This window comes from Flavobacteriales bacterium (genome assembly GCA_016124845.1).
Lineage (GTDB): Bacteria > Bacteroidota > Bacteroidia > UBA10329 > UBA10329 > UBA10329.
Window position 1 is genome coordinate 1 of sequence record WGMW01000048.1, and the last position, 12,699, is coordinate 12,699.

Annotated in this window: 7 protein-coding genes and 2 rRNA genes; 4 read left to right on the forward strand and 5 right to left on the reverse strand. The window is 47.8% G+C overall.

Annotated features, from left to right (window positions below):
* Positions 1–333: 333 nt before the first annotated feature.
* Positions 334–2,130, forward strand: a complete 1,797-nt coding sequence (locus GC178_15865; GenBank protein MBI1289045.1) for a DNA polymerase III subunit gamma/tau — start codon at positions 334–336, stop codon at positions 2,128–2,130.
* A gap of 117 nt (positions 2,131–2,247) precedes the next feature.
* The gene (locus GC178_15870) at positions 2,248–3,513 is read left to right on the forward strand and encodes an NADP-dependent isocitrate dehydrogenase (GenBank protein ID MBI1289046.1); all 1,266 of its coding nucleotides are present in this window, start codon (positions 2,248–2,250) and stop codon (positions 3,511–3,513) included.
* A gap of 59 nt (positions 3,514–3,572) precedes the next feature.
* On the opposite strand, the gene aceK is transcribed toward GC178_15870, so the two are convergent.
* Together aceK and GC178_15880 are read right to left on the reverse strand one after the other, a co-directional pair.
* Entirely contained in the window at positions 3,573–5,309 is a 1,737-nt protein-coding gene (gene aceK / locus GC178_15875; protein MBI1289047.1) for a bifunctional isocitrate dehydrogenase kinase/phosphatase, read from the reverse strand.
* Positions 5,306–6,586: a hypothetical protein gene (locus GC178_15880; protein ID MBI1289048.1), complete on the reverse strand. Its 1,281-nt coding sequence runs from the start codon at positions 6,584–6,586 to the stop codon at positions 5,306–5,308. Before GC178_15880 ends, aceK begins: the two co-directional genes overlap by 4 nt.
* Before the next feature lie 400 nt (positions 6,587–6,986).
* On the opposite strand from GC178_15880, the gene dnaB reads away from it, so the two are divergent.
* Entirely contained in the window at positions 6,987–8,528 is a 1,542-nt protein-coding gene (gene dnaB / locus GC178_15885; protein MBI1289049.1) for a replicative DNA helicase, read from the forward strand.
* A gap of 31 nt (positions 8,529–8,559) precedes the next feature.
* Positions 8,560–9,786 carry an asparagine synthetase B gene (locus GC178_15890; protein MBI1289050.1) on the forward strand — a complete coding sequence of 409 codons (1,227 nt, stop codon included), beginning with the start codon at positions 8,560–8,562 and terminating at the stop codon, positions 9,784–9,786.
* 308 nt (positions 9,787–10,094) lie between these two features.
* Here the strand turns inward: GC178_15890 and GC178_15895 are convergent, their stop codons facing one another.
* From GC178_15895 to GC178_15905, 3 genes are all read right to left on the reverse strand, one after another.
* Entirely contained in the window at positions 10,095–12,041 is a 1,947-nt protein-coding gene (locus GC178_15895; GenBank protein MBI1289051.1) for a hypothetical protein, read from the reverse strand.
* A 16-nt stretch (positions 12,042–12,057) separates the two neighbouring features.
* A 5S ribosomal RNA gene (gene rrf / locus GC178_15900) occupies positions 12,058–12,169 on the reverse strand.
* 75 nt (positions 12,170–12,244) lie between these two features.
* Positions 12,245–12,699 (reverse strand): 23S ribosomal RNA (locus GC178_15905); the annotation flags it as partial.

Sequence of the window (12,699 nt, forward strand, 5' to 3'; positions counted from 1 at the left end):
AGAAGAAGAAAAGAAGGGTGTCGGACGCGTCCCAGGCCTGCATTGCAGAGCATGTGCGGGATCATCGGCCTCCACCCGCAACAAACCTATAAAATGGTTTGAAATTGATTTGCTTTTTATCGGTATGACTAACGCACGCCATCTGCCAGTCTCACCTGTTTCCCCGAGGAACGAGGGGTCTAAGGAAGACGCTTCCTTCGTCAGCGAAACAAAAATCCGCGTTGATCAGTCCAATCCGTGTCATCCGCGTTCCATCCAACCTATCAACGATCGTGAATAAGTTTTGCCGCCAGTCGCAGAACGAAATACTACTTTTGAAGTTCGCAAAACCGCATGGACAATTACATCGTTTCGGCACGGAAATACAGACCAACCACGTTTGATGATGTGGTAGGCCAAGGTGCCATTACGTCCACGCTGCAAAAGGCCATCAAGAACAATCATTTGGCGCAAGCACTGTTGTTCTGCGGTCCGCGAGGTGTGGGAAAAACCACCTGTGCGCGAATCCTTGCCAAAGCCATCAATCAGGACAGTTTTGATGGCGAACTCGACCCGAACGAGGATTTCTCATTCAACATCTTTGAGTTGGATGCAGCTTCCAACAACTCGGTAGATGATATCCGAAACCTGATCGATCAGGTGCGGTTCTCACCACAGCAAGGCAAATTCAAGGTCTACATTATAGATGAGGTTCACATGTTGAGCCAGGCCGCTTTCAACGCGTTCCTCAAAACGTTGGAAGAACCGCCTGCGCACGCCATCTTCATCTTGGCTACTACCGAGAAGCACAAGATCATTCCGACCATTCTTTCGCGGTGCCAGATCTTCGATTTCAGAAGAATTCTCGTCAGCGATATGGTTTCTCACTTGGCCAATATTGCCAAGAAAGAAGGTGTTGATGCCGAGGAAGAAGCCTTGCATGTGGTGGCTGAAAAAGCTGATGGTGCGCTGCGCGATGCCCTTTCCATCTTCGACCGCTTGGTCACGTTCTCTGGAAATACCGTCACCTATCAGGATGCGATTGAAAACCTCAACATCCTTGATTACGATTATTATTTCCGTGCCACAGATCTGATTCTTGAAGGCGACATGGCTGGTTCCATGCTCCTTTTCAATGAAGTATTGGAGCGCGGTTTCAACGGACATGAGTTCATCAATGGATTGGCATCGCACTTCCGCAATTTGCTGATGTGCAAGGACGGCTCAACCGTCAGACTTCTGGAGGTTTCTGAGAAAATCCAACAGAAATACTTGGAGCAGGCACAACGCTGTTCACCGCTCAACCTATTAAAGAGTTTGCGCGCCATGAACGACTGCGATGTTCAGTACAAGGCCAGCAAAAATCAGCGCCTCACCGTTGAGCTTGCCATCATGCGCATGTGCGCTTTGCACAAAACGCCTGAAGGTGCTGCTGCCGCAGCGCCTCAAAAAAAAAAGTCCTTAGCTGAGCCACCGGCTCCTACTCAACCAGTAGTAAAACCTACTGAAACCGTAGCTACAGAAACGGTTTCGGAAGAACCTATTACTAAAGCTCCAGAACAACCTCCGATTGCTGAATCAGAACAGCCTGAAGTTCCCGAGGAAACCAACGAAGTCGTATCCGAAGTTCCAATAGCATCAAAAGAAACTCCTGATGTTACAGCACCGAATCCAAGCACGGTTTCGCTTTCGTCACGTAGACGATTTTCACGCAGTACGATAAAGATCAGCGAAGCGCATCTACCTGTAGAAGAGGAAGAAGTGAATTTGGATGAGATGCCGAAAGATGGCTTCACGGAAGAAAAAATGCAGGAGATATGGAACAACCGTGTCAACCTGCTTTTCGAAGGAAAACCAAGCATTCTCAGTTCGCTTACCAAACACAAACCAGTCCTGCGTGAGGGAAATACCATCGAACTGAAACTGGATGGGAAACATCAATTGGAGCAATTGCAGGACACGCGCTCCATGCTTATTGATGCCATCCGAAAAGACCTGAACAACTATTCTGTTCAGTTGGAAACGCCTGTGGAAGAGGTTCTCACAAGCAAGAAAGCTTACACGCCAAAAGAGATCTACCACAAGCTTCTGAGCGAAAACCCACATTTGGATTCGTTGCGCGAGCAATTGGGTCTCGACCTTGATGTTTGACCGCGGATTCGATCCATCAGTTTCTATTTTCCAACGCCCATTTTCTCTCTGTCACACAACTGATTAGGGAATCACGCCCACATCGTTATTTTTGGCACACCTTAAAGAAGAATCATCATGGCAGGAAATAAAATATCTGTAGTTAACGGCAAGCTCAACGTACCTAACGACCCCATCATTCCTTTTATAGAAGGAGACGGAATCGGGCCAGATATTTGGGCGGCCGCAAGTCGTGTGTTGGAAGCGGCTGTTGCCAAAGCTTACAACGGTGAAAAATCCATCGTTTGGCGCGAGGTTTTGGCAGGCGAAAAGGCTTTCAACCAAACTGGGGAATGGCTTCCGCAGGAAACATTGGATGTGATCAACGAATACTTGATCGCCATCAAAGGGCCATTGACCACACCAGTTGGTGGTGGCATCCGTTCGTTGAATGTGGCGCTTCGTCAGCAGTTGGATCTGTATGCGTGTGTTCGACCAGTTCGTTGGTTCGAAGGCGTTCCTTCGCCCATGCGTCATCCAGAATTTGTAGATATGGTCATCTTCCGTGAGAACACAGAGGACATTTACGCGGGAATTGAGTGGGAAGCAGGTACTCCTGAGGTGAAAAAGGTGATCAACTTCCTACAGAACGAAATGGGTGTGAAGAAGATCCGTTTCCCAGAAACTTCTTCCATCGGTGTGAAGCCTGTTTCCATTGAAGGAACAGAGCGTTTGGTGCGCGCTGCACTTGAATATTGCATTCAGCACAAGAAACCAAGTTTGACCTTGGTGCATAAAGGCAACATCATGAAGTTCACCGAAGGTGGATTCAAGAAATGGGGATATGCGCTTGCTGAGCGCGAGTTCGGTGATAAGGTTTTCACGTGGGCGCAGTACGATCGACTTGTTGACGAGAAAGGACCAGAGGAAGCCAATAAGGCACAGGATGCCGCCATTGCCGCAGGGAAGATCATTGTGAAAGAAAGTATTGCCGATGCGTTCCTACAGCAGATTCAACTTCGTCCGAAAGAGTATGATGTCATCGCGACCTTGAACCTGAACGGTGACTACGTTTCTGATGCATTGGCTGCTTCCGTTGGAGGTATCGGTATCGCTCCTGGCGCGAACATCAACTACGTAACTGGTCACGCCATCTTTGAAGCCACTCACGGAACCGCTCCGAAATATGCTGGGTTGGACAAGGTAAATCCAAGTTCGGTTATCCTTTCGGGCTGTATGATGCTTGAGCATTTGGGTTGGGTAGAAGCTGCCGAGTTGATCTACAAAGGCATCGAAAATGCCATCGCCAAGAAGCGTGTAACTTACGATTTCGAGCGATTGATGGAAGGAGCAACGCTATTGAGCTGCTCTGGATTCGGAGACGAGATCATCGCAAACATGTAATTATCAAAAGGCTAACGCCTTGATCGGGAAAGCCCTGTTCACAAAGCGAATGGGGCTTTTTATTGAATACTGAATCCCAATTTCACTTTGCCTCGCTTGTACGGAAAGAAGTCGGGCAGCTTTCCTTCCTCATGGAGTGCCTGCATCTCCTTCCAGAATTTGGGGTCGAAAAGGTCGGCATGGTACTTCATAAAGGTTTGCTTGAGCGGACCAGAAGGAACCATGAAAGCACCGAACTCCTCTGGAAAAACATCATTCTCGGCAGCAGTGTACCAAGCTTCACCAGAATAGATCTGTTCGGGATAGCGAGGTGGAGGAATTGCTCTGAAGTTTATCTGATCGAGAAAGCACAGCTCGTCATAATCGTAAAAGATGACCCGACCGTGGCGCGTGACCCCAAAGTTCTTCAGCAACAGATCGCCTGGAAAAATATTGGCCGCGGCCAATTCCTTCACGGCATTGCCATAATCGATCACCACTTCCTTGCCCTTCTCCTCATCAACAGTTTCCAAGTAAATGTTGAGCGGCACCAATTTGCGCTCAGTGAACAGTTGCTTCACAATCACCTTATCGCCTTCCACGTAACATGTTTCCGAACACTCCACCAAAAGTTCGTGCAGTGCTTCTTCCGACATTCGGTTCTTGTCGAACTGCATGTAGCGATACTCCGTTGCATCGGCCAATCGCCCCACACGGTCGTGCATGAATACCAGTCGATAACAATCGATAACGTGCTGCTTTCCGAAATTCTTGGTCGGTCCGAAACGATCGCGAATGACCTTGAAAACCACATTGAAACCAGGAAGCGTGAACACCACCATGACCATTCCTTTGATGCCTGGCGCAGGCACAAACTTCTCGTCCGACCGCGACAACTGTCGATGAAGTTCCTTTACAAGAACCGTTTTGGAATGACGGTCGTAGCCAATGCTCGCATACAGTTCATACAGATTCTTGTGGCTCATCAGCGGCCGCAGGAAAAGGATCAGATCAACAGGGTTGTCCGATTCGACCATAAAGTAGCTGCGGCTGAAACTGAAGACGATGGCGATGTCATTCTTACTGAAAAGAACACTATCGAAACGAACTCCATCTTTGGTGTGCATCAGCGGTAACACGATCGGGATCTGCACATTTCCCTTCGTGATCTTACCCACCAGATAAGCACCTTTATTCCGATAGAAAACCGAACGGATCATATCCATCTGATCGACCTCCTCCACCCTTCCGAATTTGTCCATCACCTTCTGCCGAATGGCCTTGACGATCATTTCAAGGTCAGCATCGAGATCGGCAAATTTGAACTGGAATTCATACGAACGGATGATACGGATCCAAATGGTTTCGAGATTGTCGGAGCCCAAATAGAACCGTTGGTAGATCGGTTCAGGCGGATTGGTCTGAAGCACTCTCCGTTCAAAGTTGATGAATTCGATATCGTGATCGATCCCTTGATCGCGGAACAACTTCCGAAGAACAGAATTGAAGAAGCTCTCTACAATTGGCCCATCTCTTCGCTGAGAAATGAGAACCGCAAATTGTTGTTTCAGATCCCTCCACGCATTCCGATCCTCAATGTCTTCTCCGAGTATCTGGCGAATGTTCGCCTCGGTATCTGCAACATATTCTTTGTAGAGATTCAAGCGGTTGCGCGACAACTTCTGCCCCTCCTTCCATGCCTTGCGCGCAAAGATGTCGGGAGCTTTGGATGTCAACTCTTTAAAGTCCGCATGAAAAGCATCGAACTCATCCCGAATGATCTCTGCCGCCTTTTTTATGGAATCCTCTCTACTCATCTGGTATAATGAATATCGAAACTGACGATGCTGTCTGGTTGCACAACCGTTCCGAGCAATTGCCCCTGAATGCTCATTTCCTCCAATGTGTTTCCAGTAGCCGCGATCAAGGTGCCTTTGTCCTCGTCATAGCTCACATCCTGATAAAGACCTCCAGATTTGATCAGATTCAGATAGTTTGGTGAATAGGTGTAAGCGTAAATACCGTCCTGATGAGAAATGGCGTACGTTTTTCCTTCCATTTTGGTGGCAGTGATCACTTCTCCGACAGGTAGCTGCCGAGGTTGCCACCAACTGTTGTTCGACATGTCGTAAAGCAACACTTTGGCATTTCCGTTATCGTTGCCAAAAAGAACTACCTCGTTCTCATCAAAACCACAGATCGACTTCACATCCATCGGAATATCCATCTGCCAAAGTAACGCTTTGGTTGTTGCCTGATACACGAAAATGAAGTGATCGTTCGCACCCAAAAGTTCCATCTCGATCACCAGATAATTATCATCTGCATAGATGAGCTCTGGCCTGTAATTACCCGTTTGCCGGGCCCAACCCAGCGAACCTGAAAGACTGTAGCTTCGAACCTCCTGATCGTACCAGCCGACATAGATGTCATTCTTGTATGCAAGCAGATCGGTGTAGCGCTGCACCTGCGAAACAAAAAAGGCATTATCTGACCAGACCTGTGAAGCAGAACCGATATTGTAGCTGGCAATCTCCGTAGAATAATTTCCGATGCAGGTCAGGCGGTCTTTCAAGGAATTAACCACCATTTTTTTCAGATCATGCCCCAGTTGCAACCAAGGCGAACTTCCTTGAAAAAGCGAATCCACTTTTGAAATCGTTCCAGATGCCAACGCACAGTAAATGGCCTTCCGTTGCTTGTGCAGCGCATTGACGGTAATCTTCTGAAACGCCTTCTCCTCATTGGGGCCATCGCTTGCTGCCACCTCCACATAATAGACTCCAGAAGGGAGGAGTTTATCGCTGATGATCAGATCGGCAGAGCCCGAAAAGCTGCTGCTCGGAACTGCCACATGTTGCTGCGCTCCAGCGGGAATAAGATCTGAATTGATCAACTGAACGGTGACCGAAACCAGTTCCGTTTCATCCGAAACTGAAAAACTCACGTGGATGGTATCGAAGACCTGAAATGCCGCATTCTCAGCAGGCTGAAGAATTTCAACTTTCGGAAAAACCTCGTCCTTCTTCCGACACGCGTAAAGTGCTACCAGAAAAAGGCTGAAAATCAGGATTGTCCGAGGCCAAAATCGCATGGTATAAAGTTATCCACTTGCTATCAACGATCAATGTTTGGATAAGTATCTTCTATGAAAACCCTTTTTTAAATGTTAATTTGTTGAATTGCAATCGGGCAATAAAATGGCAGGGAGAAAGTGAGTAAAAATCCAGAAGAGTCGTCCTCATCAAGTGGACGGCAGAAGCAAAAAATTCGGATAAAATACCGACAGCGGGTCAAAATAAAGAGGCGCCCGCGCGGTTACAAGTTCAAGCGATATTGGAAAAAGAATCGCAAGAATGTGTTTGCTTACCTGGTACTTGCCATCCTGCTCGGTGCCACGTTCTTCATGGTGGCACAAGTAGTTAAACAACAGATAGAACACAACCAACATCAGGTTCGACAACGCCTGGGGAGATAAAATGACTTGAGTGACAATGGCGCAGGAGACAAAGCAGCGAAGACAGAAACCATCTACTTACACACAACCACGCGTTGGTCTGGAACACGGGAAAGTTCCACCCAATGCAAGCGACCTCGAAGAAGCGGTTCTCGGAGCACTGATGCTTGAGAGCGATGCATTGAATGATGTGGTCGAGATTCTGAAACCTGAGAGTTTCTACCGTATCGAACACCAAAAGATCTTCGAGGCCATCACTGACCTTTTCAGCAAAAGCGAACCGATAGACATCCTTACAGTTACCAACTGGCTGAAAAAAGAAGGAAGTCTCGACCTCGTGGGCGGCCCTTATTATGTTAGCCAACTCACCGACCGCGTGGCCTCTTCCGCCAATGCCGAGTTCCACGCACGGATCATTGGGCAAAAATTCATTCAGCGTGAGCTTATCCGAGTTTCGGGAGACACCTATCACGAAGCATTCGAAGACACAACAGACGTGCTGGATCTTTTGGACAAGGCCGAAGCGAGTCTGTTTGCGGTAGCTGAAGGAAACCTTCGCAAGAGTTATGACACGATGAGCGTGTTGGTAAAAAAGGCACTTCAGGAAGTGGAAGAAGCTGCCAGCAAGGATGGCGGTATAACGGGCGTGCCAACCGGTTTTACCGAGTTGGACAAAATGACCAACGGCTGGCAGAAGTCAGATCTGCTGATCATTGCCGCTCGTCCTGCCATGGGTAAAACAGCATTCGTGCTTTCCATGGCGCGCAACATGTCAGTCGATTTCAAACGTCCCATCGCACTGTTTTCCTTGGAAATGGCCTCGGTGCAATTGGTCAACCGTCTCATTTCCAGCGAATCTGGAATTCCTGGCGACAAGCTGAAAAAAGGTCAGCTCGACAAGAACGATTGGGAACACATGCACGCCTCGCTCAAGCAGTTGAGCGATGCCCCGATATTTATTGATGATACGCCAGCATTGTCTGTGTTCGAACTGCGCGCCAAGTGCCGAAGATTGAAAGCACAGCACGACATTCAGATGATCATCATCGATTACTTGCAGTTGATGACGGCTGGTTCCAGTCTTAAAGGAAACCGCGAACAGGAGATCAGTACCATTTCGCGGTCGCTCAAGAGCTTGGCCAAGGAGCTGGAAGTTCCTGTTATTGCACTTTCGCAGTTGAGCCGTGCCGTGGAAACGCGTGGTGGAACCAAGCGTCCCATGCTTTCCGACCTTCGTGAATCTGGAGCCATTGAGCAGGATGCCGATATGGTCATGTTCCTCTACCGACCAGAATACTACGGCATTGAAGTTTCAGAAGAAACCAACCTTCCGACCGAAGGTCTTACCGAGTTAATTATTGCAAAACACCGTAGTGGCGCAACAGGAACCGTTCCGCTGCGTTTCATTAACAATTTGGCCAAGTTCACCAATTACGATGACCCTGAGTTCAGCTTGGCAAGCGGCCCAAGTGCCATGCAGCCATCAAGTGCGTTCGATTCGAACCCGAACGTAATGACGAAGATGTCGCGTATGGATGACCTTGACGACCTGGAAGATGATGACGAATCGGTTTTTTAAATCGTTTGCAATTACGCTTGTAACGGTTCTGATGAGCAGCCAACTCATGGCCGCTTATCTGCTCATTCCTATGGATGAGTCGCAGAAGAATCATCTCAAAGCGTATGGAATTGCCTATTGGATCCTGAAAGCGGATGTTGAGGTCGATTGGCTGCTCAATTATCGTGGTGGAAGCTTCATGTGCAAATACGCCAAGGAGATTGAGAATGAGTGTGTTATCCGTGGCGTGAGTTATGAGATCATTGCGGATGCACAGTCAACTGCCATCCTCACCGAAATTGCCGACCCTGAAGTGAACATGGATGTCGCCAAACTCGAAAAACCGCCACGCATTGCGGTTTATAGTCCTAAGAACAAGCAACCATGGGATGATGCCGTGACACTTGTACTCACGTATGCGGAGGTTCCGTACGATGTATTGTATGATGATGAGGTGCTCGATGGAAAACTCCTACTCTACGATTGGCTGCACCTGCATCATGAGGATTTCACAGGACAGTACGGCCGCTTTTGGGCGCATTACCGTAACGCGCCTTGGTACATCGAGCAGGTAAAATATTCGGAGGAAATGGCCCGCAGAAACGGATTCAATAAAGTTTCCGAACTCAAATTGGCCGTTGCCAACAGAATCAAGGAATACACGGTGGGTGGAGGATTCCTCTTCGCCATGTGTTCTGGTACTGATTCTTACGACATCGCCCTTTCAGCCCACAAACTCGATATCTGCGAATCGATGTTCGATGGCGATGGCACCACACCGAATTACAATAGTCAGCTCGACTACGAGAACTGCGTGGCGTTTGAGAAATTCCAGCTCATTACTGACCCTGCGCAATATGAATTCTCAAACATCGATGCCACACAATCACGTCAGGGCAAGGTCACCGAAAAGACCGACTTCTTCGCGCTGTTCGAGTTTTCTGCCAAGTGGGATCCCGTTCCAACCATGCTCTGCCAGAACCATCAGCAGATCATTAAAGGGTTCATGGGACAGACCACGTCATTCCGTAAGCAGTTCATCAAACCCGATGTGCTCATTATGGGAGAGAACAAATCATTGCAGGAAGCAAGGTACATTCATGGCACGCTCGGTAAAGGCCAATGGACCTTCTACGGTGGTCACGACCCCGAAGATTACCAGCACTACGTGGGCGACCCACCCACAGATCTTAATCTTCATCCAGATTCACCAGGCTACAGACTCATCCTGAACAATATCCTTTTCCCAGCCGCAAAGAAGAAGAAGCAGAAGACTTGATAACGGTAACGTTCTCTGCATCTCTGCGTGAACTAAATATTCCAACCCTTCGCGCCTTTGCGCCTTCGCGAGAGATTAACATGAGCGAAGCGAACAATTTTTCTCTGCCCCTCTGTCTCTCTGTGTGAAACAAGCGTGAGCGAAGCGAACCTCCGTGCATCTCCACTTCTCCAAAACTCTCTGTGCAAACCATCCGTGAGCCAAGCGAACCAACCCTTTGCGCCTTCGCGAGACCCACATGAGCGAAGCGAACAATTTTCTCTGTTTCTCTGCGTGAGAAAATCCTTCCTCTTCAGGAATCTACCATATCAATCCAAAAACGCCCAGTTAATCCCGAAATGCCAGGCAAAATCATTCACAGGATAATGCGGAACATGGTAATAGCGGTAACCCATCCATCCTGAATTGATGTGCGTAAACTTCACAAACATCCGCAGTTTTTTCACGCGTAAATTGAGAAAAGCATCGATAAAAGGGTAATTCCCCACCTGCTTCGCATTCTGTATGTAGAAATCGGAAAGAGCAGGATTGTAAGCATTTGCGTAGTAGCTCGTGGCATAACTCACCTGCGCCCCCACCTGCAGTCGAAGTTTCTTCTTAAAGAGGTCATTCTGGTAATAGAAAATACCGCGTCCCAACGCCAACGGAACACGAATATCATCGCCCGTCAGCTTCCATTGAAAAGCTCCGTGCACCAACAGGTGGAACCACCGCATCCTGAAATGCTCCTCCGCTCTGAATACCATCAATTGATCCACAGCCTTGCTCTGATATGGTAACTTATCCGTCCCAAACATCACCAGATTGTCAAAAAGATGGTAGGTGAAGTAGCCTTTGAAACGAAGTTTCCGCTGCTCGTAAACCAGACCCGTTTTCCAATGCTGCGTCTGAACCCAATTGTTATTCCAAACGAAATGGTTGCTCTGATAATTGGCCGTGATATAATCAGGCCGAAACAGGGAGTAATCCACAAAGGCCGAGAACTTGGAACCACCGAATCGGTAGTCGAACTGGCCATTCACTTTCAGATCCCAAATATTGTAACCATAGCACATGAAATTCCCGTTGGCATGCCAATCCACAGCCCCAAAGAGCTTCCCATCAGCAATTCCCAACACCGAAAGGTTATTGATGTGATCCACATAATTCGAATCGTACGACACACGAATGTGGTCGTGCTGCACCCCAACCGCCAGCCGATTGAGTGTTCGCGCAACCACAGAATCAGATTTCACAAGTTCAAATCGCAACGCATTGGTAACTGATAATAGGTTCGTGGAATCATAAGTTCCTGTCGAATCCATGTAAATATTCTGGTAGAAGGAAAGATCCGCCTGCGAACCTTCATAAACCATACTGTGTCGAGCAGCCGAAAAACTATGCGAAATCGCAGGTCGGTAACCACGCTTTCCTACGGTCGAATCCTGTTTCATCAAAAAGAAACGTTGCTCCAGCCCCACCTCAAATCCCTTCCAATGGTTACTCGATTGGTTAAGATTGACCGTGATGAAGTTTCTCGCAGTGGTCAAATTCTCTTCAAATACCGTATCGTTTGCGATGCCACCATTTTCTTGAGACAGGAGATTGGAGTAATCGAACATCACAGCAGCCATGTAACGGTTGTCCCTCGATCTTACAGTACCGTAAATGGTCATATCCGTAATCGTCTGCTTCTGTCGACTATAGAATCCGAGCGTATTGATCCTATTGAAGCTGACACCCAGATTCACGAATTTCCCGAATCCCCGTGTCAGATTTGCCATCAGATAATTCTCTCTATTCGCACCATTGGAATACTGGACGTTCGAGAACATTTTTTCCGACAGAAGAATCTTCCTGTCGGCTATTGATTTCCAAAAACCCTTTCTACCAGAACGGAAATGAAACCCGAAAGACCTATCATAATCGAACAAGGCAACATAATCGGCCGAGCCAATGTTGCCAAGGTCATTCCTAATGTAAGAGTCTTTGTAGAGTGGATGATAATTCTGAACGCCACCCAACTCATTGAGTCCGTAAACACCTTCACCACCGTAAACCCAATCATTGAACTGATACTCCTTTACATTCAGCGTATCGGATACATTAGATGGGAATAGTGAATCAATTTGAAACTTATCACGCAACGACTGGGAGACCCCATCAAGTGGAACTCCAACAACAGTTAGAAGGAAAAGAAAGAGTGCGATTCTACTGCTAAAAGCCACAACGCCCGAAAGTACATCAAACAAAAAACCCCGACCAATATTATTGATCGGGGTTTGAAATAAATTAAGGCAACGACATACTCTCCCACATGTTACTGTAGTACCATCTGCGCTGGTGAGCTTAACTTCTCTGTTCGGAATGGGAAGAGGTGGACCTCACCGCAATAGTCACCTTAAAGCCTTAGATCAACCTTACGGTTAACCTTGACATAGGAGGAAGAAAATATATCGTAATTCTAAATCACAACGGTTTGTAAAAGCTTACGGGTAATTAGTATTGCTCGGCTTTGACATTACTGCCTTTACACCTGCAACCTATCAACGTCATCGTCTCTAACGACCCTTAAAAGAAATCTAATCTTGAGGCGAGTTTCGTGCTTAGATGCTTTCAGCGCTTATCTCATCCAGACATAGCTACCCTGCGATGCAGCTGGCGCCACAACAGGTACACTAGAGGTCTGTCCATCTCGGTCCTCTCGTACTAAAGATAGGTCCTCTCAAATTTCTAACGCCCACAACAGATAGAGACCGAACTGTCTCACGACGTTCTGAACCCAGCTCGCGTGCCACTTTAATGGGCGAACAGCCCAACCCTTGGGACCTGCTCCAGCCCCAGGATGTGACGAGCCGACATCGAGGTGCCAAACCTCCCCGTCGATGTGAGCTCTTGGGGGAGATCAGCCTGTTATCCCCGGCGTACCTTTTA

Excerpts from the sequence above, each read along its gene's own strand:
- GC178_15865 (MBI1289045.1), top strand. The coding sequence starts at position 334 with ATGGACAATTACATCGTTTCGGCACGGAAATACAGACCAACCACGTTT.
- GC178_15870 (MBI1289046.1), top strand. The coding sequence starts at position 2,248 with ATGGCAGGAAATAAAATATCTGTAGTTAACGGCAAGCTCAACGTACCT.
- aceK (MBI1289047.1), bottom strand. The coding sequence starts at position 5,309 with ATGAGTAGAGAGGATTCCATAAAAAAGGCGGCAGAGATCATTCGGGAT.
- GC178_15880 (MBI1289048.1), bottom strand. The coding sequence starts at position 6,586 with ATGCGATTTTGGCCTCGGACAATCCTGATTTTCAGCCTTTTTCTGGTA.
- dnaB (MBI1289049.1), top strand. The coding sequence starts at position 6,987 with ATGGCGCAGGAGACAAAGCAGCGAAGACAGAAACCATCTACTTACACA.
- GC178_15890 (MBI1289050.1), top strand. The coding sequence starts at position 8,560 with ATGAGCAGCCAACTCATGGCCGCTTATCTGCTCATTCCTATGGATGAG.